Source organism: Mucilaginibacter ginsenosidivorax, assembly GCF_007971525.1.
GTDB classification, from domain to species: Bacteria; Bacteroidota; Bacteroidia; order Sphingobacteriales; family Sphingobacteriaceae; genus Mucilaginibacter; species Mucilaginibacter ginsenosidivorax.
The window spans coordinates 495,026-519,821 of the sequence record NZ_CP042437.1; the positions used below are offsets into that span (position 1 = coordinate 495,026).

The 24,796-nt window shown below is 42.6% G+C and carries 11 protein-coding genes; all 11 read right to left on the bottom strand.

The genetic code is table 11. The features are described from left to right. Nucleotides 1–46: 46 nt before the first annotated feature. The 11 genes from FSB76_RS02220 to FSB76_RS02270 all read right to left on the bottom strand — a co-directional run bounded on the left by FSB76_RS02220 (nucleotide 47) and on the right by FSB76_RS02270 (nucleotide 24,601). Nucleotides 47–2,203 (bottom strand): glycoside hydrolase family 3 C-terminal domain-containing protein, encoded by a 2,157-nt coding sequence (locus FSB76_RS02220; protein ID WP_225976393.1) that lies wholly within the window; start codon nucleotides 2,201–2,203, stop codon nucleotides 47–49. Between the two features lie 54 nt (nucleotides 2,204–2,257). After that, nucleotides 2,258–3,817: a GH39 family glycosyl hydrolase gene (locus tag FSB76_RS02225; RefSeq protein ID WP_147051975.1), complete on the bottom strand. Its 1,560-nt coding sequence runs from the start codon at nucleotides 3,815–3,817 to the stop codon at nucleotides 2,258–2,260. A 21-nt stretch (nucleotides 3,818–3,838) separates the two neighbouring features. Further along, nucleotides 3,839–5,926, bottom strand: coding sequence for a beta-galactosidase (locus FSB76_RS02230; protein ID WP_147051976.1), 2,088 nt, complete (start codon nucleotides 5,924–5,926; stop codon nucleotides 3,839–3,841). 198 nt (nucleotides 5,927–6,124) lie between these two features. After that, nucleotides 6,125–7,489, bottom strand: coding sequence for a glycoside hydrolase family 5 protein (locus tag FSB76_RS02235; RefSeq protein WP_147051977.1), 1,365 nt, complete (start codon nucleotides 7,487–7,489; stop codon nucleotides 6,125–6,127). Between the two features lie 223 nt (nucleotides 7,490–7,712). Continuing rightward, entirely contained in the window at nucleotides 7,713–9,215 is a 1,503-nt protein-coding gene (locus tag FSB76_RS02240) for a cellulase family glycosylhydrolase (RefSeq protein ID WP_147051978.1), read from the bottom strand. Nucleotides 9,216–9,291: 76 nt separating this feature from the next. Then, a complete protein-coding gene (locus FSB76_RS02245) occupies nucleotides 9,292–10,788 on the bottom strand; it encodes a glycan-binding surface protein (protein WP_147051979.1) in 1,497 nt (498 codons plus the stop codon). Nucleotides 10,789–10,811: 23 nt separating this feature from the next. After that, entirely contained in the window at nucleotides 10,812–12,401 is a 1,590-nt protein-coding gene (locus tag FSB76_RS02250) for a RagB/SusD family nutrient uptake outer membrane protein (RefSeq protein ID WP_147051980.1), read from the bottom strand. Nucleotides 12,402–12,432: 31 nt separating this feature from the next. After that, nucleotides 12,433–15,624 carry a SusC/RagA family TonB-linked outer membrane protein gene (locus FSB76_RS02255; protein WP_147051981.1) on the bottom strand — a complete coding sequence of 1,064 codons (3,192 nt, stop codon included), beginning with the start codon at nucleotides 15,622–15,624 and terminating at the stop codon, nucleotides 12,433–12,435. A 581-nt stretch (nucleotides 15,625–16,205) separates the two neighbouring features. After that, entirely contained in the window at nucleotides 16,206–20,405 is a 4,200-nt protein-coding gene (locus FSB76_RS02260; protein ID WP_225976394.1) for a hybrid sensor histidine kinase/response regulator transcription factor, read from the bottom strand. A 368-nt stretch (nucleotides 20,406–20,773) separates the two neighbouring features. Beyond that, on the bottom strand, nucleotides 20,774–22,468 hold the full coding sequence (locus FSB76_RS02265; protein ID WP_147051982.1) for a cellulase family glycosylhydrolase: 1,695 nt from the start codon (nucleotides 22,466–22,468) through the stop codon (nucleotides 20,774–20,776). Nucleotides 22,469–23,056: 588 nt separating this feature from the next. Next, on the bottom strand, nucleotides 23,057–24,601 hold the full coding sequence (locus FSB76_RS02270) for a carboxylesterase/lipase family protein (protein ID WP_147051983.1): 1,545 nt from the start codon (nucleotides 24,599–24,601) through the stop codon (nucleotides 23,057–23,059). Nucleotides 24,602–24,796: the final 195 nt, after the last annotated feature.

Sequence of the window (24,796 nt, forward strand, 5' to 3'; positions counted from 1 at the left end):
TTTAACTGTTTATACTTTCGAAACTTCAGCACCTTTTGAAATGAGCTTACTTAACGGATATTTTTACTGTTTTTGAAATATTACGCGATGAGTTACCTAACTGAAGAACAAATTCACCGGCTTCAACTTTCCATGATTTTGTTTCTTCGTCATAAAAAGCTAAATCACTAACCTTTACATCCAGTTTAACTGTTTTCGTTTCGCCTGGCTGCAGAAAAACTTTTTCAAAAGCCTTTAATTCTTTTTCAGGGCGCAAAACCGAACTAACAGGATCGCTTACATACAATTGCACAACCTCGGCACCGTAACGGCTACCTGTATTTTTAATCGCTAATTTTGCATGGATAACATCATTCTTTTCATAGATCTTCTTGTCTGTCGAAAAATCATTAAGTACAAAACCGGTATAAGAAAGCCCATATCCAAAAGGAAACTGGGGCTGTATTTTCTTAGTATCAAACCAGCGATATCCCACCAAAATATCTTCCTCATAATTTACTGTCAAATCTTTCCCCGGAAAATTACCTAAAGCATGGGCCGGCGACTGGTCAAGCGCAACGGGAAGTGTAAAAGGCAATTTGCCGGATGGGTTCACTTTACCGCTTAAGATATCGGCCACTGCGTTGCCGGCTTCCATGCCGCCATACCACGACCATAAAATAGCAGGTACCCGGTTAACAATCCCCGCTAATTTTACAGGAGATCCCGCAACTATTACTACAACGGTGTTTGGATTTGCTTTTGTTACTTCCTGCATCAAAACTTCCTGTCCGTAAGGCAAATCCATATTTTGTTTGTCAAAAGATTCCGTATCAAAGTCGTGGTTTAAACCTCCGAAAATGATAACTACATCTGATTCCCGGGCAACTTTTACAGCCTCCTGAATCAGTTTCCAATCAACATGATCTGAATTTCCCTGGCCGCGGTTGCTGCCCTCTTTGAATGTAGATTGTTTTTCATATCCCTGGGCAAAATTTATTTTTACACTGGCGCCAAACTTTTGCTTGATGGCCTCTAAAGGCGTTATTTCATATAACGCTTTTATTTCGGAGCTAAGCCCCGCGCCGCAATGTTTACGGGTAGCGTTATCACCAATGATAGCAACCGATTTTATTTTGTTGAAATTGACAGGAAGAATGTTGCCTTTGTTTTGAAGTAATACAGCAGCTTCGGCTGCAGAATTGTATGCTGCCTTTTGATGCTTCGGTGTATTCATTTTTCCCTTTTCGCGGTTAGCTTCATCAAACATCCTGGTTTTGAACATTACGCGCAGCACGTTCGCTACTTTTTCATCAACTACCGATACCGGTACTTTTCCTTCTTCTACGGCTTTTATTAACGGATTGGCAAAATACCATTCGTTGTAATCTTTTATGTCGGTGCCCATTTCCAAATCAAGCCCGCTTAATGCAGCCTTTACCGTAGTATGCGCCGCAGCCCAATCGGTCATTAAAACGCCTTTAAACCCAAATTCTTTCCGAAGAATTTGCCTGTTCAAATATTCGTTTTCCGAACACCAGTCCCCCCTGAATTTGTTGTAAGCAGCCATTACGGTATAAGCGCCGCCTTCGGTTACAGCAGCTTTAAAACCCGGTAAATAAATTTCACGGAAAGCTCTTTCGCTTACCTGTACATCAACAGAATCGCGATGCGTTTCCTGGTTGTTGGCTACCCAGTGTTTTACACTCACCGCAACATCTTTTGACTGCAGGGCTTTAATGTAAGCAACTGCCATTCTCGAAATAAGAAAAGGGTCTTCGCTCATGTATTCAAAGTTCCGGCCACCAAGTGGCGAACGGATAATGTTGATGCCAGGTCCCAACAGCACATCTTTTTTTCGGAAACGGGCTTCTTCGCCTAATACCAGCCCTTGTTTTGAGGCCAGTTCAGGATTCCAGGTTGCAGCAAGGGCTGTTCCTGGAGGGAAGCAGGTTGCCGAATCGGTGGTCCAGCCCGAATAACCCCAGTCGTGCCTGTTAATTTCTGCACGCACACCATGTGGTCCATCACTTAGCGCCAATTCAGGGATACCTAACCTCTTTATCCCGGATACATAAAACTTGGAATTCGCGTGCAAAAGGCTCACTTTTTCCTGCAATGTCATCCGGCTAATCAGTGAACGGATTTTTTCTTCTTGTTTACTATTATTCAAACTTTGCTGCGCCTGTGCCAACCCTGCTATCAGCAGTATAAAAAAAAGCATACAGCTGCATATTATCTTTATTGTTTTCAACTTTGGTATTAATATATTCATGTGTTAAGATTTTTTAATCAGGTTTACCAGTATCACATCATTTTCCCGGATATCAAGCTCCTGGGAATATACTGCATTGGGTTTTACTACAATTTCCTGTTTTGCAACAGGAGAGCCATTTTCTTCTTTTAACTTTTCAACCTGTTGCCGGTTTAACTGTCCGGGCCTGCCCATATCCACATAGCGGGTATAGGCATCGTTCACCCTATACCCTACTTTATATATTTCCATGGTATATTTTCCGGCAGGCACATGCGACAGGTTTATTTTTACTTTGCCTTTAGGTTTGGCTGGCAAATCTTTTATATAATAGGCCTGATTATTAACCGAATCAGGCAACGTATAGGTATAATCCCACAATAAGGCCTGGATATCCCCTTTATCGTTTTTGCAAACCCATGAACGGGTGTCGTTATTCGCTAATTCCGTTCTTCCAAGCTTATTCATAAATTGATAAGAATAAAAAGCAGGCTTGTTTATGCCCTGGATGTTGAGTAAACCAAAACCTCCGTGAAAAGGCGTATACCGCGGGCCGGGTTCCTCAAACACATCGGTAAAAACCCAGTACGACATGGAGTTGGCCGCATGGCCAACCTGTTTTAATTTTTCCAGGATATAGGCGGCTTCATGATAACTATCGTGCAAAGGATCTGCCGGGGTGTAGGATGAACTCCATTCTGTATAATGCAGTTCCAGGCCGGGTTTCGCTGATTGGGTAATTTGTTTACGGGAATTCAACACATCGCCACTCACGGCAAGCGAATCTTTACTCAATACCGTACCCGAATTGCCATACTCATCCAAAAAGCCTTGTTTTACACCATAAGAGTGGGTACTGACGAAGTCAATCGGCACATTGTTTTTGCTGCAATGACTGATCATTTCGGGAACCCAGGCCGCGCCTGCAGTGCCTGGGCCGCCTACTTTATATCCGGGGTTTACACTTTTAACCGCTTTTACAGAATAATCGTACAATTTGAAATAGTCGTCCTGTGTCCCTGTCCAGAATCCGGGCGATAAATTAGGCTCATTCCATACTTCAAAATACCAGGACTTTACTTCCTCCGCACCATACCGTTCTGTAAAATGCTGCACAAGGTTGGTAATAAGTGCCTGCCATTTGTTGTAGTCTTTTGGAGGGGTAACATTGCCGCGCCACCAGAAAATTGTCTGGTTTCCGCTTGCCAGCGCATTGGGCATAAAGCCCAGCTCGACAAAAGGTTTCATCCCAATTTTATGCAGAAAATCAAACAGGGCATCTACATACATGTAATTATACTGAGGTTTACCTTTCGCGTCTTCGGTATATACCGCCATATCATCGGTAAGCAGTCCGTGCATCCGGATATACCGGAAACCACATTGTTTTCTTACATATTCCAGTTGTTGCTGCCAGTCGGCACGCAGCCCTTCATTTGCCCGGCCTGCGCCTACGCAAGTGTTAAACATGGTATTAAGCTTACCTGATGTTTTGTTTAAATCAACGTTGATCGCTCTTTGCCCTTTTACACTGGCCAAAAAAGCGAATTGCGAAACCACCAATACCCAAATTATTTTTTTCATCTGTTTTTTATGCTTAATAAATTATTCTGTCCACACAAGCACACCCGATGGTTTTAGTGTCTTTTCGCCAATTAAAACTTTTGCATTATCCGGCAGATTTACCGTGTAATTTTCTGATGAGTAATTTAATGCCGTATAAAAGCCATCGCGCCAATAAACAAAAACACCGGGGGGATAATCTTCCGTTGTAGCGCCGGCATCTTTATAAATTTGTCTCAACAAGTCTTTTTCTAATTTGGAATCATCGGTATCTACGCCGATATAGGTTACGTAGCCCTTGCCTATCCGGTGTTTTACAACAGCAGCTTTTCCTTTATAAAACTGGTTATTATAGGTGGCCAATACCCCCGCAGTATCATTCGGCACAAGCAAATCGGCCCAGCTATGCCATGGATAATGATTAGCCCCCATCAATATATCGCCTTTGCCGTATGATGAAAGCATATCGGTTTGGCTTATATGGGCGCCAATCAGGTTTGAAATTGGCATAGCGGTCTCCCCTTCCCAAAAATGGCCCCTGCGATCTTTGGTAGCGGTACGGCAGGTAATAACCAGGTGGCCGCCTTTTGTTACATAATCATTCCATTTTTTCACCAATGCAGAATCAATCATTTCATAAGCGGGAACGATTACACACTTATACTTCCACAAGTCCGCCGTTTCCTGAATGACATCAACAGGTGCCCCCAGCGATCTTGCAGTTTTGAGAAATTTTATAGGATAATCCCATGTATTCCATTGCCCGGTCTGTTTTTGCCTGTCAATGCTCCAATAATTTTCCACGTTCCACAGAAGCGCTGTCGACCGCGCGGCCAGCTTTGCCGGCATCTTCGCACCCGGCGTAAACTGCTTCCGCAGTTCTGTTATTTCTTTCATGAACTGCATATAGTCTTTACCGCCTTGTGAAGGTGTTACCCCATCCGTTTGTATCACACCGGCATGATATTGTTCGGCACCATATAAGATCTGCCGAAAGCGGTACGAACAGGCGACCTTCCCGCCCGCAGCAAAACTGTGGTACAACCATAGCCTAACGGTACCAGGTAAAAGCAGTGGATTGTAGCTTCCCCAATTGACAGGGCCAGGCTGAATTTCCAAAACTCCCGACACACCACCCACAGATTTGTAATATTCTGAAGCAAAAAGAACAACATCGCTGTTGCCTAAACGGAAACCCGATTCACCAATATTATCGCTACCACCGTTTGGATAAGCGGTGTAAGCTGCAAAATCAAGTTTCGTGGTACGGTTAGGATCTGAACCCGTGCAAACGGCGGTATAGTTGGTGGTAACAAACTGCGACTTTGAAATGTAACTGCGCAAAACGTCAGCCTGAAAATCAAGGAATCCGGCCTGGGCATCTGCCGAATATCTCTTAAAATCCAGTAAGGCATGTGGATTATTGCCCCACCAGCCTACCAGGTTGGTATTCGGGATGATTACCTGTTCAAAACTATTAAACCACTGGCTCCAGAAGGCGGCTCCCCAGGCAGTATTTAACGCATCGATGGTTTTGTATTTATTCTTCAGCCAGGTTCTGAATGCTTCCTGCGATGAAGGACTATAATCAGATACCGCGCCAGGTTCATTATCTATCTGCCACCCCATCACATTGCTGTTCTGCCCGTATCGTTTTGCCAATTCTGCTACTATCTTCTGTACAAAGCCACGGAATTTCGGATTAACCATTGATTCAAGGCCCCGCGTACCATTCTCCGCCCGGATATAATGGCCGTCCATAACAAAAGTCTCGGGGTAGTTTATCCGCATCCATGTTGGGGTGGTTGCAGAAGGTGTGCATAGCAACACTTTAAGGTGATACTTTGTGCAAAGCCCAACCACCCTGTCAAGCCAGGTAAAATCAAACCGTCCTTCCCCGGGCTCCATTTTGAACCAGGCAAATTCGGCCAGGTGAACAAACTCAAAACCCATGTCAGATATCTTTTTTATATCCCTTTCCCATTGGGCTTCGCTCCAATGTTCGGGGTAATAATAGATACCCGTTGTTACCAGATCTTTTTCGGGGAAAAACCGATTGGCTTCCTGTCCTTTTAAAGTAGCAGAGGGGATCAATATCCCTAATATTATTGCTGTTATTAATTTTCTCATCTAAAAATCCAGGGCTTTTTATAGAAGCAACCGTGTATTGTTTTACAATAAATTTTCTTTTAGTATTATCAATATTTCACCTGTTGTAAACCGGTAAAACATCGGTTTTAATGCTGCCGGTATCTTATTTTAATTCGTGATATCGCAGCGTTGTGTGGTATCATTTTAAATGTTACTACCACTTTTTTGGGTATAATTTTAGTTGGCGCCTGCGTTAAGTGCCACAATTGTACGTTGATCCTTTACCGAATAATTTTGTTTGTCCAAAGCACCACCCGTGTCCCAGAAAAATGGCAGCATACCGTTGGCTTTCGCCTGCTTTGTAATATAAGTTAGCCAATAATCCACCGCATCATTGTGTGTTGCCAGATCTAAAGGAACATGTTTGCCGTTATTACGCCTGTAAGCCCCATACTCACCTAATAATACAGGAATTCCTTTGTCGGCGAATTTTGTTTTCATTTTGTTGAAAGAAGCAATAACATCCCCCTCTTCACCCAGGATGGCATTGCGGTTGGGCTCTTTAGTAGAATGATGTCCTGCGCCCCAGTAATAAAACATTTTGCCCCAGTCTGCATCGCCGTCCAACAGGCAGAATTGAAATGGAGAGTAGTAATGCACCTCAACCATTATCCGTGCGGTCGCCTGGTCCCGGGGAAGAGTATTCATCAGGTCATACGTTTTGTCAATATCTGTTGAAGGGCCTTGCACCACTAATACCCGGTAACTATTCTTTCCGCCGGTTGATCGAACCGCGTTAATAAAGGTTTGATGATAGGTAGCAAGTACTGCCATTTTTTCGGCATTGTCTGTGTTCGGCTCATTGGCGCTGGCAAACATCAGGTGTTCGTCAAAATCGCGCATAGTTGTCGCTATTTGCTCCCAAAGTGCCTTTTGTTTGGCGTTGACAGATTCCTGTTTTGTCTGTTCAATATTATTCTCTAACCAGCCTCCATCCCAGTGAATATTGAGCAGGACATACATATCATTCTTTACGCAATATCCCACTACTTCTTTTACCCTTTTGAGCCAGTTGGGGTCTATTTGTGCAGTCGCCTGGTTGCTTAAATGCTTCCAGCTCCAGGCGCATGGAATACGAATGGCATTAAACCCCTGCTGTTTTACAAGCTTTATATAATCTTCTGTAATAACAGGGCTACCCCAGCCTGTTTCGCCGCCGGGGGCTTCAAATGTATTGCCGATGTTCCATCCTAACCTTATTTTAGCAGCAAGCTCAACAGCATTACATTTCATCCCTTCTGAGTCCGGGGCCTTTGGCGATTTATTATAGGAAGGGTAAATGGTGAATGTCCCGGCCGCCGTATTTCTTTGTTCCTGTAGCTTATACGAATTAACCGTCAAAATACCGGGATAGTTTGGTACTGCGCTACTTTGCGTTGATTTTGCTCCGTAATTAACGATGACACTACGGTTTCGAAACGTTTTGCCTGTTTGCAGGCCGGAGGCAGGATAGCTGTTGCCGCGCCCGGCATTACGGCTATGGTATAAATTCTTTGATAGCACTCCTTCAATTGCAAAAGTGGCAGATGGCCTATTATTCATTGTTAGTTCAGAGCCCTGTTTTTTCGGTGTTTTACAGGAGAAAAAAGATATGACGGTAATAAAAAAAAATAAGATTTTAAAAGAATTCCTGGCTTTCATTCGGCTCCTGATCTCCCGTGGATAAAAATTTGATTTTAAATAACGTTAGGACGATAATCCAGTAAAAGCCACGTCCGGTGAGTTCTTTCATCGAACGTGGCTTTTACATAAATTGCTTGTTTAATTAAAGCCCGGCTCCTCTTTTCAGCGAATCCAGTGTACGCTGGTTTCCTATGGTGTTAGTTTGACGGTTAAATACATCACTTGCCCATAAAAACGGCAATACCCCATTTGTTTTGGCTTGTTGTGTTACATAACGATAGAAATGCATCTGGGAATTTACAGATAATAGCGAATCAGCCGGATACCCTTTTAATTTATCGGCGTGATATTCTGTGCCGTATTCGCCCATAATCACTGGCATTCCCTTATCCACAAAGTTTACTTTGGCAGTGTGGAATAACGAATCTACATAATGTTCTTCTGACCAGGGCCCGGAGTTTCGGTCAAGGAACAGCGGATTTTTTGTATGAAGGCCGGCTCCCCAGAAATACGCTTCTTTCCCCCAGCTGGCGTCGGCAGATAATATGCAAAAATTTGACGGAGTATAATAATGAAACTCAATTATCATTTTGTTTGGTGTAGGGTCTGCAGGCAATTGCACGGTTTTAAACACGTTACTTGACTTCAGGTATTCGTTAGCCAAATCGATTGATGTTGAAGGAGACTGAATAATTAAAGTACGATAGCTATTTTTACCGCCGGTACTGCGTACCGCGTTAATAAACGTTTGATGATAACGCATCAATACATTAGATGTTGGTATATCTGTAGCATTAGGTTCATTGGCGCTGGCAAACATTAAATGTTCGTCAAAATCGCGCAACGTGGTGGCAATTTGCTCCCAATAAGCTTTTTGCTTGGCGTTAATAGAATCCTGTTTAGCACCTGTTGCTGTACAATCAAGCCAGCCACCGTCCCAATGGATATCAACCATTACATAAACGTTATCATTAATGCAATATTGAACCACTTGTTTTACCCGGGCAAGCCATGCCGGGTCAATTTTGGCAGTTTTTTTATCGATGACGTGCGACGACTCATACTGAATAGGTACGCGTACGGCATTCATGCCAGATGATTTTACCAAATCAATTAGCTTCTGACTAATTAGCGGATTTCCCCATCCGGTTTCTCCGCCCGGAGCTTCCATGGTGTTATAAATATTGTATCCCATTTTAATATTTGCCGCCAGCTGTTTGGCTGTGCTGCCCATGCCGGTTGCATCCGGAGCTTTTGGCGATGTATTATAGGATGGATAAATTTTAGCATTTTGCATTATGGTAATCCGCCTGCTTTGCCCATTGGTCGAACTCAGGTTTAAAAGCACAGAGCGGCTCATGCCCGATGAATTTGCTGCCGCTGTTAAATTAATGGCAACGTTGCCACTATTACCCGATGTTTGGTTTAAATGCAGCCATCCAATGCCTACAGTATCAACCTTCCATGAGGCGTTGCTGGTAAATTTTAATGCAACGGTTCCGCCGCCTTCGGGTATCGTATCGGTGATGTTACCAAGGGTAAGCTGCGCCGGAGGTGTTTCGTTTTTTTTACAGGAAACTACAGCCCAAATTGCTATAAATATCCCCGCAATCTTACACGCCATCCTTAATTTTGTTATCTTCATATTCGTTTTTTATAAAAAATCATGTTTTATTTTATTAAAACTCCACAGCAATAAGTTGCTGTGGAGTTCAACCTGTTTATTTAATTTTTACAACCCTCAGGTTATCAAAAGCACCATAAAAGCCGGTTGCTGTTGCTGAAGTACCGTAGTTATGTATATACACTGTACATGCGCTATTCCCAGATGGGCCAACCAAATCGGTAATTTGCGTTATGGCGGCACCTTTGCCATCTCCAAGCGTAGGATCGGCTTTACGGAATGACGACAGCGGAATAGTTACTGTTATCCATCCTTTTGTAGTATATGCCGCGGTTGCTGTAGTTTTTTGCCATGGCTCCCATCTGGCTATAGGGCTGCCACTTACCCCACTCAAAATATCAATTGTACCACCATTCCAGGGTTTAGAAATATTTACTTCGAATTTAAATGCCCAATTGTCAACAGGGTCATTAAGATTAGCTGTAGGTACCCACTGTGTTCCGTTCATGAGTATTGCATAACTGGAGAAGGTATTGCCTTCTGAGGGAGCCAAAACGCCGTTTTTAAGCACCATGTACAGGCTTGAATTACCAGGAAAATCGGAATTGTAAGGAGGCCACCCCGAATTTGGATCGCCGCTGGTAAGATTGGCTCCGCCCCACCATGCCCAGTTGAAGACGCCGCTCCATTCCCAGTTTGATATGGCTCCTGTGGCTATATCGTTCACATTGTATGCTGTGGTAGCCGCGCCAAATTTTGTTGTAACAGATACAGGCCCGCTTTTCGATAACGCAGGCAAAACAAAACGAACAGAACTTCCATCACTTGTTTCTTTAAAGGAAGTAATTGCCGTACCTGCGAAAGATAGCGATTGAACGTTTTTAAGGTATGTACCATAAACAAACACCGAATCGCCCTTGTTGGCATTTTCGTTGGAAATGCCGGTAATTGTTGGCGTTGCCACTATTTTAAAAGACGTTGTACCTGCCTTGGTGGATACTAATACCTGATCAGTGGGCGTTGTTGCCGGCATAAGAAAGCCAAGCGAAGTTCCGTCGAGACTCGGTTTAAATGATGAAATTTGGGTTCCGCCATATAAAAAGCGTTGAATCAACACTAAATTTGAGCCAAAAAGATGAACGGAATCGCCCGGGGCGGCAAATACATTAGATATAGCCGTAATAGTAGGCGCTGCCGGACCTAATTTAAACGAGAACGTTGTAGAGCCTGCTAATGTGGCATACTTTACTGTGTACAGTTTAGTAGTATCAATTGTTGAAAACTGTATGGCCGGTATCTGTACCACAGCACTGCCAGGGGCAAATAAAGCAGTGTTAAAAGAGGCAGGAACTCCGTCAAAAGAAATTTGAGTTGCATTTTGCAAGTTCTGCCCGGTTATTACTACCCACTGACCTTTTGCCACAGCGCTATGCAAAACTGTATCATTAGGCGAAGCTACATAACTCTTGATAGCGGCAATAACAGGAGGTGCACCGCCACCGCCATCTGCATTCTTTTTACAAGCTGGTAATAAGGCCGCTATCATCAAGAGAAACGGCAAAAAACACAAGCGTAAGTATGATTTCTTTTTCATAACAATATGTTTTAATTTTTTGATTAATAATATGGTACTGGTGGTTGTGCCAATTTAGGGTCACTGGTCAACTCTGATGACGGAATTGGCAACGTGAATGAGCTGATAGTTGCCGGCAGCGTAGATGGCAGCGCAGTGGTGTCCCTTTTTGCTGTTTTCGTTGCAGGGTCATAAGTAAACGAAATGCGGCCGTGAGTGGCATCCTGATCATTAAGAAACTTCACAGCATTAGCCGGATCGTAGTAAGAATACCTAACCAGATCTATCCAATATTGTCCTTCAAAAGCCAGTTCAACTCTTCTCTCCGTACGCAGCAAGGCAGGGGTTACCGCAGTAACAATATCCACGCCGGCCCTTGCCCGCACTTTATTAAAATAGGTTAGCGCATCACCATCGCTCGTAGTAGCATTATTGCCCAAAATAGCTTCGGCATATACCAAATACACATCGGCCAATCTAAGAATTGCATTGTGTTCGATGGATGACCACGTATCCATTGTTGGCGAATTGTTATCTTTCTCGTTACCAATAATGTGCTTTTTAAGGCCCGTACCCGTCGCCTTATAGCCACCGCCGGCAGCATTCAATTCAGGATAAAAATCTCCGTTGAGCATAATAGTGGCCTTGCGCCTTACCGTATCCTTTGCAGAATACATCCGGTATAAATCATAGGTTGGCTGTAAGGGTTGCCATCCACCTTGCTTTTGAGGAAGTATATCCGCGCTTGGTGAAAAATAAGTTTGCATATTGTTGCCATTTCCATAGCCTACACCAGCAGCCCATTGAAGGGAAAATAAGGATTCCTGATTATCGTTGTTTTGCGCCTTGAAAAGGTCGGCATAGTTGGGAAGCAAGTCTAACCCGCTATTTTTACATACGTTGCCCGCATACTTTTTAGCACTGTCAAGCAGGGCCTGGTCGCGGCTGCCACTTTTGCCTAAACCTGCCATGGTTAAATACACTTTACCCAGCATTCCCTGCGCCGACCAGGTAGTTACCCGGCCTTTTTCATCAGTTTTTGGAAGGTTTTGCGCTGCGAAGGTTAAGTCTTTAGCAACGAATTTATAAACATCTGAAACGATATTACGATTAAGCAGCGGATCTTTGATCAGTTTGCTGTTATCTTCAACAATGGGCACCGCTCCCCAATACACCGCCAGGTGATAATAAGCAACGGCACGAATAAATTTTGCCTCAGCTATCGCCGCATTTTTGTCTGTTGCCGAAATTGACGAAGACGCCTGCTGCTGGATGGCATTGATAACACCATTGCTTTGCGCTATAACATTGTACAAGCCAACCCAGCCATTGGTCACCAGACCATTTTGCGCGGTAATAGTGCGTGTAAAAAGCTGTACTAAATCGTTACTATACTGAAAGCTGCCGGTGCCGCTCAATACGTCGCCAAGCGGTAACCAGGCACCATTGTTCCATTGCCACCACTCCGAACCACCGTAAAGACTTGCCGTAGCCAGGCGTAAATCGGAGGTGGTTTTGTAAAAATTAAGAGAACTTATCTGCGAGTTGGACGGACGGTCCAAAAAACTCTTTTTACATCCGGCTACTGCTGCTGCACATAGCAGGATGATGATAATTTTGTGAATTGATTTCATAAACGTATATTTTTAATCGGTGATCGTTTTATTATTTCAGGGTTATGTTTGCACCAATAGTAAATACTCTTGGCTGCGGATAATAACCGCTGTCCCAACCTGCCTGAAGCGGGTTCCACGAACCTATCTCTGGATCCATGCCTTTATATTTTGTAATGATAAATGCATTGGATACATTGGCATACACCCTAACAGAACTCACAGATATTTTGGATAGTAGACTTTCTGACAACCGGTAACCCAGGGTGATATTTTTGCACCTCAGGAACGATCCATCCTCGATCATCAAACTATTAGGACGGTTATTGCCGTTGGTATTGTCATTTCTCACGCCTACAATTGTTGTATTCGGGTTGGTAACATATACATTGTTAACATCGGATGAAGAGCCGTTAGGATCAACCATAGCCAGTTTTGCATAATTTAATACCGATGTAAAATAGGTAGTATGGTTTTGCGGATCGGATTGCTGTATAGCCATTTGATTGAACACCTTGTTGCCATAACTGCCGCTGAAGAAAATATTCAGATCAAAATTTTTGTAGTTAAATGTATTATTGATACCATACTGGAATTTGGGTATGGGGGAGCCCAAAAAGGTTTGATCTTTTGAGTCGATAACACCGTCGCCGTTCAAATCCTTGAACATACGGTCGCCGTACCAAATACCACCGCCCGCTGGAGAAATTGGATAAGGGTTACCGCTTTGATCAGCAGGCCGGGCATGGTTTTGAAAATCAGATGGTTTTGCAAAAATCCCGTCAAATACATAGCCGTAAAATTCGCCAATGGGCTGGCCCACTGTTGTTTTTTCAATTATATCGTTAATTACATAAGATTTCTGGCTTAAGTTGGCCTGGTCTCCTCCTGCACCTAAGTAGGTTACTTTATTGTTGTTTCGCGATATGGTAAAAGCAGTTTTCCAAGTAAAATTTTTAGAAGTAATATTGGTAGAGTTGATTTGGAAGTCAAACCCTTTGTTGCTTAGCGAGCCGACATTGGCATAAGGCGCTTGCATAGATCCCGGCCCATAACCCGCAACAGTACCGGTGTATCCCGGAAGTGGCACCTGTAATAAAAGGCCGTTTGTTTCGCGGTCGTAAACGTCTAATGAAAAACCTAATCGCCCGTTCCAGAACGATCCGTCGATCCCGGCACTGTAATAATCTGTTTTTTCCCACTTTACAGACGGATTTGCCAAATTGTTTTGAAACTGCGCTGTACCTGATAAACCATTTGCCACCGATGCAAGTTGGGTTACAAACGTATTGCCCGGTATGCCTTGATTGTTGGTAAGGCCATAACCGAGTCTCAACTTCAATTCATTTATACTCTTCACGCTTTTCAAAAATGTCTCGTTATTAATTTTCCAGGCAAATCCACCTGAATAGGTAGTAACCCAACGATTACCAGCTGGAAAATTTGAGGAACCATCGTTTCGTAAATTGCCGGTTAGCAGATATTTATCATCCCATGAAAAATTGACACGGCCGAAATAGGATTCCTGTGCAGAGCCGCCAGTGGGGTTTGAATTTGAATTATCGCCCGAGTTTGTGGCCGTGGTAGCATCACCCGCATTAATGGCCTGCACATTGTTTGAAGGGAAATTCCTTCGCGCACCGCCAAGATTTTCAAAAGTACTCTCCTGCGATTCATGCCCCGCTAAGGCATCAACATGAAATTTATTGAAATTATGGCTATAAGTTAAAAAATTGCGTATTACTATATAAAAATTTTGGCCAGCGGCAGAGGAACCGAAGTTAGGGCTGGCAGTACCCTTACCAAAACTATAAGTTGGTGAAAACCTATCTTCCGTATTAAAATCGAAATTACCCGATAACTCATTTCGCAGCGACAGATCTTTAGTAAATTGTACTTCGGCATACACATTTCCGAATATTTGATTCCTTCTTTTTAGGTCTTTGACAATTTGGGCTAATGCCACCGGGTTGGCAACAGGTTGTACCCAACCGTTGGGGTCGGTAACACCACCAAAGGAACCATCACCGTTTTTTACCGGAACATCGGGAGTAATACTTAGTGCGGTGCTAATTACATTACTGGCGGTTGAATTTACATTTTCATTAATATGCGCTAATTGAAGGCTGGTCCCTATTTTTAGCCAATCAGTGGTTTTGTTATCTAAATTCAGCCTTAACGAGTATCTTTTAAAATCAGATCCAAGGGCTATCCCTTCCTGGTCAAAATACGAGGTTGATAGTAAATATTGGGTTCTGGCATCCCCGCCGCTTACCGTAAGCGTGTGATTCATCATCGGAGCTTTCCGGAACAATTCTTTTTGCCAATCGGTACCAGGGCCTAAATATTGGGGATTGGCAAATTCGGGCCTGGCATCGAAGCCCCAGGCAACGGCCCGTGCATTAATAAAAGTAGCAAGCTGTGGCAAATTTACTGTGGGGAGCCGCTTGGCTATTTCCTGGTAACCGGTATAAAAATCATAGGTTATCCGTGGTGGGCCGGCTTTGCCCCTTTTTGTAGTGATAACCACTACGCCATTGGTTGCCTGCGAACCGTATATGGCTGTTGCCGAAGCATCCTTCAATACATCTATTGATTCAATTTCGGCAGGATTGATGCTATTTAATGGATTTGAACCGTTGCCGGGGTCGGAAACCGGGGGGATAATAATACCATCTATCACATACAGAGGCGAATTGGAGCCGGTTATTGACGACACGCCACGTATTTGAATAGATACACCGCCACCGGGCTGGCCCGACACTTGTTGAACCACAACCCCTGCAACCTTACCCTGCAAGGCCTGATCAAAAGTAGTTGGTTGCGTTTGGCGTAAATCGGTTCCCGATATTGAACTTATAGCCCCTGTAACGTCTTTTCTTCGTGCCTTAGCATAACCAATGACAACAACCTCATTTAAGTTGCTTGATGTTGAATTAAGCCTTACGTTAATTACACCGGCTTGTTTAACAGCTACTTCCCGTGGCGCAAAACCTAAAAAATTAAAAACAAGCACCTTGCCTGGCTCAGCTGCTATGGTATAGCCACCATCAATGCCTGATATAGTCCCCAGGCTCGTCCCCTTAACTTTAATGCTTGCGCCTGGTATTGGCTGGCCATCGTCGGCGCTTGTTATTTTACCCGTAATGTTTACGGTTTGTGCTTGGGCAGAAAAATAAAGCAATATGCCCGTGATAATTAATGAAATTTGGTATTTCACTCTTTTTTGTAAATTTTTATCCATCTGGTAATAGGATTTTAAGGTTTGATAATTGGTTCATAGTTCTTTTTGGTTAGTGCTTAATTGGTTTTTCTCTCATTCATAATTATTTTGTTATCGTACCTATTGGGATACCAATACTCAAAAACAACCTTCGGAAACTATTTTGTTGCTGGTTTCTTTACATGAAACGGCTGCCCGAACAATCAGTTAAAAACTTCAGGTGCAGCCAGACGCATGTTTACTAATTCAAAAAAAGTTAACTACTGGTCCTATTGGTTATTGGTGGAACATTGTTTAAAAGCAACGTCTTTAAATACATTACTTAAGCTTATATTCCGGAGGATGAAACTATGATAACTTAAAAAATGGGAGGTGGTAGAGTTGGGTAAAAATATAGACCAAATGTTCAAGCGAACACAACTATTTACAAATGAACCAATTACAAACAAAAAACCAAGCAATTATGCGTCGTATTACTATAAAAACTTGTATTATAGTTTAAATCCCGCAGACATTTGTACCCCGGAATTTCGGGGACGATTGACTAATATTTAGAGCCAAACACGTAAATGGTTAACTGTGTTATAATGATATGGGTGTTATTATTCTTCAGTTTCGGTCAGTTTCTTTTGACGAATAGAACTGATATAATATGAGGGAAGCATATTATATTCCTCTTTAAATAGTTTTGTAAAATATTTGGGGGTGTTAAACCCTACTTCATAACAAATCTGGCTAATTGTCATCTGGCTGTTCTCAAGTAGATACACAGCTTTTTTAAGCCTGATAGAGCGAATAAATTCGACAGGCGACTTACCGGTAAGCATCAATACCTTACTATAAAGCGATCCGCGGCTCATGTTCATTTTGCGGCTTAATTCTTCTACCGAAAGACTGTCGTTTAAAATATTAAGTTCTATATATTCTACTATATTCCTTAACAGCTTCTCATCTTCGTTTTGTAAAGGCGTTTCCTGCAATTGCACATCCATTTGCTTTTTGTATGTACGTTTATAAGTATCCCGCAGCGTAAGGATGTTTTTAATTTTTGAGAGGAGTATTTCGAAATTAAAAGGTTTTGTCATGTAATCATTCGCGCCAATTTCCAATCCCTTTACCTGTTCGGCCTCGCCAGTCAATGCGGTTAGCAAAACAATGGGAATGTGCGACGTACGCTTATCATTTTTTAGTTTTTTGCAAAGTTCAATTCCGGTCATTTCGGGCATGCTGATGTCACTAACAATAATGTCCGGATGTTGCGAAAGCGCCTTTTGCCAGCCTTCTCTTCCGTTCGAAGCTTCGATTAAAAAGAATATGTCCTTTAAATTGTCTTTCAGATAAAAACGAAAATCATCGTTATCCTCAACTAAAAGAACCACCGGCATTTTATTTATATGCTGCTGTTTGGATACCGCTTTATTTTCAGAATTAATGACGTCGTTAGGGCTTTCAATATCAACTTCATCTTCAACTGGTAGTTCCATTGCCGCCCCGTCATAAATAATTACCGGCAGTTTAATAATAAAACAGCTGCCATGATCCGGTTCGCTTTCCACTGTTATTTCTCCTCCATGCATCTTCACAAACTCATGTGTAATAGCCAGGCCGATGCCGCTGCCTTGATTAATCATCGACTGCGGAATGTCATGTTGAAAAAAACGCTCGAAAATTTTACTATGTTTTTCAGGCGGAATGCCAATACCGGTGTCGATCACTTTTATTTCAAGAAAAACATCACTATCGCACAGCTTATCCACATTAAGTAAAACGCTTACCTGACCACCAGTCGGGGTAAATTTAAAGGCATTTGATATCAGGTTAAACAGTATCCTTTCTATCTTATCATGATCAAAACTGGTAAACATGGAATTAACCGTAGTGTCAAATACAAAATCAATCTCTTTTTCTTCGGCAATATCTTTAAATGACATGCTTATTTCGCTGATAAACTTCACAATATCGCCGGGCTTGCTATGCAGCTTCAACTCCTGAACTTCCATCTTACGAAAATCAAGCAGCTGATTTACCAGATTTAATAGGCGCCTGGCATTTTTTCTTACCATGTTCAGCTGTTGTTTCTGTTCCTGGTCAGCCCGGGTAAGCATTTTATCAACAGGCGCCATGATTAATGACAGCGGCGTCCTGAACTCGTGGCTTACGTTGGTCAAAAATTTTGTTTTCAGTTGGTCGAGCTCCTGCATACGTTTAACCTCCTGACGCTCCTGTTCTATTAGTAATTTTGCCTCCTGTTTTTCTTTTTCAACGGCAAACTGCCTTCTTATTTTTTGTATACCTCTTTGCCGGATAAGCAACAGTATACCCAGGAACACCACCAGGTAAACAACATAAGCTAAAGTTGATTTCCAGAATGGTGGCAATACTTTGATCCTTAACCAAATGTAATTCGGATTCCATACGCCCTCCGAATTGGATGCCCGTACCTTAAGTACATAATCTCCCCCATCAAGATTAGTATAATTAGCTTTTCGTGTTCTGTTATCCGCATTTACCCACCCTTTGTCAAATCCCTCCAACGTATACTGATATTTTGTTTTTCCGGGATTGAAAAAATCAAGGGCGGCAAATTCTATCGAGAAAACATTTTCATTGTGATTAAGTATAATACTTTGAGTTAACGATATAGATTTTGATAGCACCACATGTCCATTAACCGGCTCGTTGGCTGATATACTTTTATTAAATAATTGAAAATCGGTAAATATTAATTGCGGCTTATTGTTATTGGGTTCTAAGCTCTTAGGGTCAAAAATATTAAAGCCATCAACACCTCCGAATATCAATTCACCCCTATGTGTTTTTAAAGCGGAATTCGAATTAAATTCACGGCCCTGCAAGCCATCGGTTTCGTCAAAGTTTTCGAGGTGAAAATTAAAACCATTTGCCTTTGGTGTTAAGGTAATGCGGCTCAACCCATTTGAGGTACTCACCCATACCCTTCCATTATTATCCTCCAGCGTATTCGATATAGGATTTGCAGGGAGCCCATTTTTTTTTGTGAGCGATGTAAAAATTTTTGTATTGGGATTAAAAACACTCAACCCACCTGCTGTTGCTATCCACATCAAACCACGACTATCCTCATTAATATTGTTTATGGCATTGTAGACTAAATTATTGCCATTACTCCCATTTGAGTTATAATGAACTACTCCTTTCCCATTTTTCAATATAACGTCGATACCATAATACCCTCCGGTCCATACATTGCCACGCCTATCTTCAAACAAGGCTGATATCATCGGCGACCTGATATCGCTCTGTTTAAAAGGGTGATAGAATACCTTTTTAGACCGGTCGAAAATTTCAAGTCCGCCTGCAAATGTCCCTATCCAAAAACGGTGCGACGAGTCTTCCAAAATGGTCCACACCCTGTCATCAGCAATACTGGTGGCTACTTTATCATTGTGTTTGTAATGAGTAAATTTTGTACCATCAAAACAGTCAAGCCCGCCAAAATAGGTACCTATCCACAATTTTTGATCATGGTCAAGATATAGGTCGAGAATAATATCACTACTTAAACTATTCGCGTTTCGCGTATCGTGTTTATATTGGGTAAACTTGCCTGTTTTGCGGTTAAAATAAATCAGCCCTCCCCCATTGGTGCCAATCCACAGGTTTCCCTGTTTGTCTTCAATAAATTTGTAAACATCGTTAAAGCTTAAACTGCCGGGATCTGAAGCAAAATGCCTGTAGAGGGGAAACCTGATGATGTTTTTATGGTAATAACTTACCCCCTTTTTTAAAGTACCCGCCCACACAATACCTAAAACGTCCTTATAGAGCATTGCACTATTTTGTTTTAACGATGTGGGGTCGTCTTCCCGGTTTAGCAGGTAAGTAATTTTAAAATTCTTTTTATCCAGTACATTTATGCCACCATGATCGGTGCCAATCCATATCAAGCCATCGTCAACCTGGATGACACTGGTTACGGCGTTCACTTTCAGCTTTGCTCCTGCCGATTCCTTGTCAATATGCAGCAAAGTACTGGTTGAAGGCTTGTAGTAAAATATCCCTGCCCCAACGTATGGTTCATAAAACCACAACTCATTATCGCCATCAACTGTTAAAGAATATGCTCCGTTTTTATTATGGGTCACCTTATTAAAAACATCCGTATGGTAGCTAATTTTGTTACGCTTAACATCAAACATTTCAACCGTGCCCTCACTGTAAACAATCCATACGTTGCCTTGGGTATCGGTTGTAATATCAGAAATAGAGCTTGAGTACAATGATGGAATAGAGTTAACATCGTGGTAATAGCGTTTTGTTCGCTTGCTTAAGGTATTATATTTATAAATACCAGAATCGGGAACCAAAAACCAAAAATCGGCAGGGCTGGTTTTCACTATTTTAAAGACATTCGGATAACCGGGAAGCTTTAAAGAACGGAGTAGCGGCTGCATGTCACTGCTAAACTGCTCCGTTTTGGGGTCATAAAAACAAAAACCATTGCGGGTATTTATCCATAGTTTTTTATCAGGGCCTTCAAAAATTCTAACTACGATATCGTCGTTAATAGATCCCTTACGGTTTTCGTCATGCTTAAACACTTTAAAGGTATAACCGTCATAACGGTTGAGGCCTGATGCGGTGCCGAACCACATAAAACCTTCAGAATCTCTAATTATGCTATTTACCTGGTTGTGCGATAGGCCATCCCCTATATCAAGGTGTGAGAAACGGAGCTGACTGCTTTGGCCAAAAACATTGTTACATATCGAGATTAATGTAACGGTAAGAAGATAGTAATATTTTAGGCGAATAGAGATCATTATTGGGACCCAAAATCAAAAAAATGATTTTAAAAGTCAGTACACTAAGGTAATATTAATATTACTTAAACAGACAATTTATTACAAATAAAATCAAAGATACCGAAGTTACCTTAACAGGTTAAAACCTGGCTTATTTTAATAAAAAATGCGTCCGTATCTCACCCCGGACGCATTGACCGGTCATTTTTAAGCAAATCAGCCTATACTGCGATAGCTTAAAAACGCGCCCGTATCGCACCCCGGACGCGTTGACCTGCCTTTCTTCAACTAAATCACAGTTATTGTGATATCTTAACTATGTTCTAAACCATACTATTCGCAATTTTTAAACAAATCGTTTAAATTGATTTTCGTCGGTTTGTATGCTATATTTTCACAAATCCCCACTGCTGATTACGGCCTCCGGAATAGGTCCATTGGACAAGTGCACCGCCGTTATTGAGCGAAGCTCCCGAAACATCCAATACTTTTCCGCTGTTTGCATTGGTAATTTTATAATATCCGTTGTCGGTTATCTGAATTGACCATTTTTGATTTGCGCCGCCGTTGTAATCCCACAAATCTACCTGGCCACCATTACCGGTGCCAAAGCCATACATTTCCAAACATTTTCCTGTAGCATGCATAGGTGTTAACCTATAGTAGCCGCCTCCTGCATCTTCTACTTTAAATTGCTGGTTTGCACCTGCTAAATAGTCCCATTGGTCGGCCTGTGTTTGATTAGCGGTTCCCCAGCCCGCAAATTCCAGTGCTTTGAAACTGTTCCTGCTGTAAATCTGGTAAACCTGTCCAACCTGAATTGTTGAAGAAGTATTATTTTGCGCTCCTTGCATAATGGCGGCTAACCCTTGCTGATCGTAAACGCTGTTGTTCTGCCTGTTAATAATTCTGCCCGGGTTGGTTGAGTCAGTACCGCCGGAATCAAAATAAAATGGTTTTAATCCATATTGTAATGCCTGGTGGATAAAATAATTAAGAAAATAACCCCTGCTTGCAAGTTGCAGGTTTAACGCATCGCCGGTAAGGCCTAATCTGCGGTTTACTGCATATTCTCCCAACATAACAGGAATGCCCTTATCAACAAACTTTGTTTTCATCAACGAAAGTTCTGAAGTCATATATGACTCTTCACCCCAGGTAGCATTTCGTGAAGCATCGGTTGTAGAATGATAGCCGCTGCCCCAATAATAGAACATATTACCCCAGCTTGCATCCGATGTCAAAAAACAAAACTGAGCCGGATCATAATAATGTACTTCAACCATTAAACGGTTGCTCGCCGGATCTGTTGGGAGTGTATTCATTAAATTGTTGGTGCCGTCAATATTAGTGCTTGGCCCTTGAACAAGCAGCACCCTGTAACTGTTATGTCCCCCGGTTGATCTTACCGCGTTAACAAACGTTTGATGATAAGACAGCAGAACACTCATCCCTGTAGCATCCGACACAGCAGGTTCATTTGCGCTGGCAAATATCACATGCTCATCAAAGCCGCGCATTTGCGTAGCTATCTGCTCCCAAAAGGCTTTTTGCTTGGCATTAACGGCGGCCTGCGCGCTGGTGGTACAATTGTTCTCCAGCCATCCGCCGTCCCAGTGTATGTTCAATATCACGTACAAGCCATCGTTAACGCAATATTGAACAACCTGCTGCACCCTGTTGAGCCATGATTGCTGAATTTGCCCCGTGGTTTGGTTAGAATACTGATCCCAATCGCAGGGGATACGAACTGCGGTAAAACCGGCTTTCTTAACTTCATCAATAAGTGCCTGGGTTACCAATGGGTTACCCCAGGCCGTTTCGCTGCCTGTTGCTTCGAGTGTATTACCAATATTCCAGCCCAATTGAAACTTTGCTGCAAGCTGGGCGGCTGTACTGGTTACCCCGGTTTGATCAGGTGCAAGGGGCGAGGTGTTGTAACTCGGATAACTGGTTGCGGTTAACGTTTTGGTACTCGTTTTAGCAAGCGGCATAACGGCCGCGCTGGGAGTTTCCTGTTTGCGGCATCCCGACGCCACCAGGATGATGGCGATGCTGAAAAAATAGTTGAGTGTTCTCATATTGAATGTAAAATTGGTTTCTTATAAAAAAGACCAAAAAAACGGAATACTCATCGGCAATTGTGGATATAGCAATTTTATAGACTGTCTAACCAGTATTATAGAATACATCCACATTCATGATCGATAAAAACGCTCCTGCTTCGATGCCGAAAAAAAAACGGATATCTCGACTTCGGAACGCTCTCTGGTTTGTTTATTGGTTGACCAAAAATATAGATGTGCAGAAAGGAAGAAGGGATACAAAAGTGAATAAATAGGGCACTAAATGTTCAAAATGTTGAATTTTTCTGTGCAACAGTAATGGTGAGGTACCTGATTGTGATAATTTTAATACTGCAAAAAAACATAAGGGCAATTATTGGTGATCTTAACCTCAAAAAAATACAAAAATAAGCTAATGCTTTTGATAAGCCTTTCAATATTGATCTTAAATATTAAACAGCTTGATAAGTTTGAACACGCTCTTATTCAAACAAGGCCTCATTAACAGCTTGTATCAAGTGGTTAATGAGGCAGGAAACAGGCATCGTTAAAAATTAACCATGCCTGCGGTACTGAAAAGCATATGTTGGATTATAATTAAAGCTATTTAATCCCCATCTCCCCATCCGGCGAACGCCTCCACTTGAAATAGGCATCCAACGCCTTTAACGATTCGGCATCCGGTACAGGGCCGGTATGTGCGGTTTGCGAAAAATACATAACAACAGGATGAGCATCGTTAAAAGTGGGCCATTTAGGCTCTCCCACCCCGTTCGGGTCGCCATACTTTGCAAAATTTGTCCAATACGTACTCATCGCATCCGAAATATCGAGGTCTGTTTTAGTGGTTTGCGGATTTGAAGCATCCAGCGTACCAAACACATAAGCTACTTCCTGTGCATGAGGCGATCCATATCCGGCACGGGGCGAACCTTCCGGATAATTAGGGTGCTGATCAAAATAATAATAAAAAACCTTCGACTTACCCTTTGACTGTAACCTTGCCCAACTCCAGGTATGCCAGCCAAACGCTGCGTCCCGCATCAAATCACGGGCAGTTTTTGCAACGTTAACAGTACCGGCAGGATAAGCTTTAATAAGTTCGTCGGCAAACTTACCATAGCGGCCTTTTACCGCGGCAATATATTCTTCCGGCGTTTTTGGAGGCGAGAAACTGGCACCTTCATCGGAGTTATAACCTACCAGGACAGGTACGTCGTTATATTTTCCCTCTTCATAGCGCTTATATTGGTCGCCCGGTATTACCCGGCCATCAACAATGGGCCAGGCTAATCCGCGTACAGCGGGCAGTTTATCCGCATCAACCTTTCGCAAATCAACAATTGAAGTATAGCCGGCGTCTTTAACGTAGGCTGCGCCTGCGGCTTCGGCATAAGACAGGCTTTTCATATTTTCACCAGGATAAGTTGTAGCACGCGTAGGCCCAAATGAACCGCCGCTTTGCGAAATTGCACCATGGAAAAGGCCTTTAGCCAACGGGCTTGCACATAACATACTTACTGCTATACCGCCTGCCGATTCGCCAAAAATTGTAACTTTATTGGGATCGCCACCAAAAGCGGCGATGTTTTCCCTTATCCACTTCAACCCGGCGACCATATCCAACAAACCATAGTTTCCCGAAACATGATTGGGGTTCTCGGCGCTAAGCTCGGGATGTGCTAAAAATCCCAACTGTGCTACCCTGTAGGCTATGCTAACCAGTACAACTCCTTTTTTTGCCAGCTTCTCGCCGTTATAAGCTGGTTCGGCTGTCCCGCCAAAGTTAAAAGCACCACCGTATATCCACACCAGTACAGGTATTTTGTCCGTTGGCGATTTAGCAGGTGTCCAAACGTTCAGATAAAGGCAATCTTCACTTTTTCCTGACACGGAATTGCCACCCTGCATAGGTTCCGGAGCAAATTTATCGGCCTGGCGAACACCGTCCCATTTTGCAGCGGGCTGCGGAGCGCGCCAGCGTAAGTCTCCTACGGGAGGCATTGCAAAAGGAATGCCTTTATAAATAGTAAGACCGTTTTCAAACGTTCCTTGTACCAATCCCTCTTTTACTTTAACAGGAGCGGGTTGAGCTTGCATAAATTGAGCAGCAAACATACAAGCAAGCATAAAAATCAGATATCTCATAAAAATTTATAATTATTGGCTTATCAAAACTAAGTTAAAATTAAAATGGGCCTCAGCTATTCGCTAAGTCAAAAAACAAATAGATGCCGGTTTAACTGGTAATTGGTGGAATATTGTTCAAAATCAGCGTTTCAAACGCACTGCATCAAAGTGTTATTTCAAGGGTTGAAGCTACGGTTACTTGAAAAAAGGAGG

What these genes read in the sequence shown, in the direction of transcription:
- FSB76_RS02220 (WP_225976393.1), bottom strand. Translation starts at nt 2,203, where the DNA reads ATGCTTTTTTTTATACTGCTGATAGCAGGGTTGGCACAGGCGCAGCAA.
- FSB76_RS02225 (WP_147051975.1), bottom strand. Translation starts at nt 3,817, where the DNA reads ATGAAAAAAATAATTTGGGTATTGGTGGTTTCGCAATTCGCTTTTTTG.
- FSB76_RS02240 (WP_147051978.1), bottom strand. Translation starts at nt 9,215, where the DNA reads ATGAAGATAACAAAATTAAGGATGGCGTGTAAGATTGCGGGGATATTT.
- FSB76_RS02270 (WP_147051983.1), bottom strand. Translation starts at nt 24,601, where the DNA reads ATGAGATATCTGATTTTTATGCTTGCTTGTATGTTTGCTGCTCAATTT.
- FSB76_RS02255 (WP_147051981.1), bottom strand. Translation starts at nt 15,624, where the DNA reads ATGGATAAAAATTTACAAAAAAGAGTGAAATACCAAATTTCATTAATT.
- FSB76_RS02265 (WP_147051982.1), bottom strand. Translation starts at nt 22,468, where the DNA reads ATGAGAACACTCAACTATTTTTTCAGCATCGCCATCATCCTGGTGGCG.
- FSB76_RS02260 (WP_225976394.1), bottom strand. Translation starts at nt 20,405, where the DNA reads ATGATCTCTATTCGCCTAAAATATTACTATCTTCTTACCGTTACATTA.
- FSB76_RS02235 (WP_147051977.1), bottom strand. Translation starts at nt 7,489, where the DNA reads ATGAATAATAGGCCATCTGCCACTTTTGCAATTGAAGGAGTGCTATCA.
- FSB76_RS02230 (WP_147051976.1), bottom strand. Translation starts at nt 5,926, where the DNA reads ATGAGAAAATTAATAACAGCAATAATATTAGGGATATTGATCCCCTCT.
- FSB76_RS02250 (WP_147051980.1), bottom strand. Translation starts at nt 12,401, where the DNA reads ATGAAATCAATTCACAAAATTATCATCATCCTGCTATGTGCAGCAGCA.
- FSB76_RS02245 (WP_147051979.1), bottom strand. Translation starts at nt 10,788, where the DNA reads ATGAAAAAGAAATCATACTTACGCTTGTGTTTTTTGCCGTTTCTCTTG.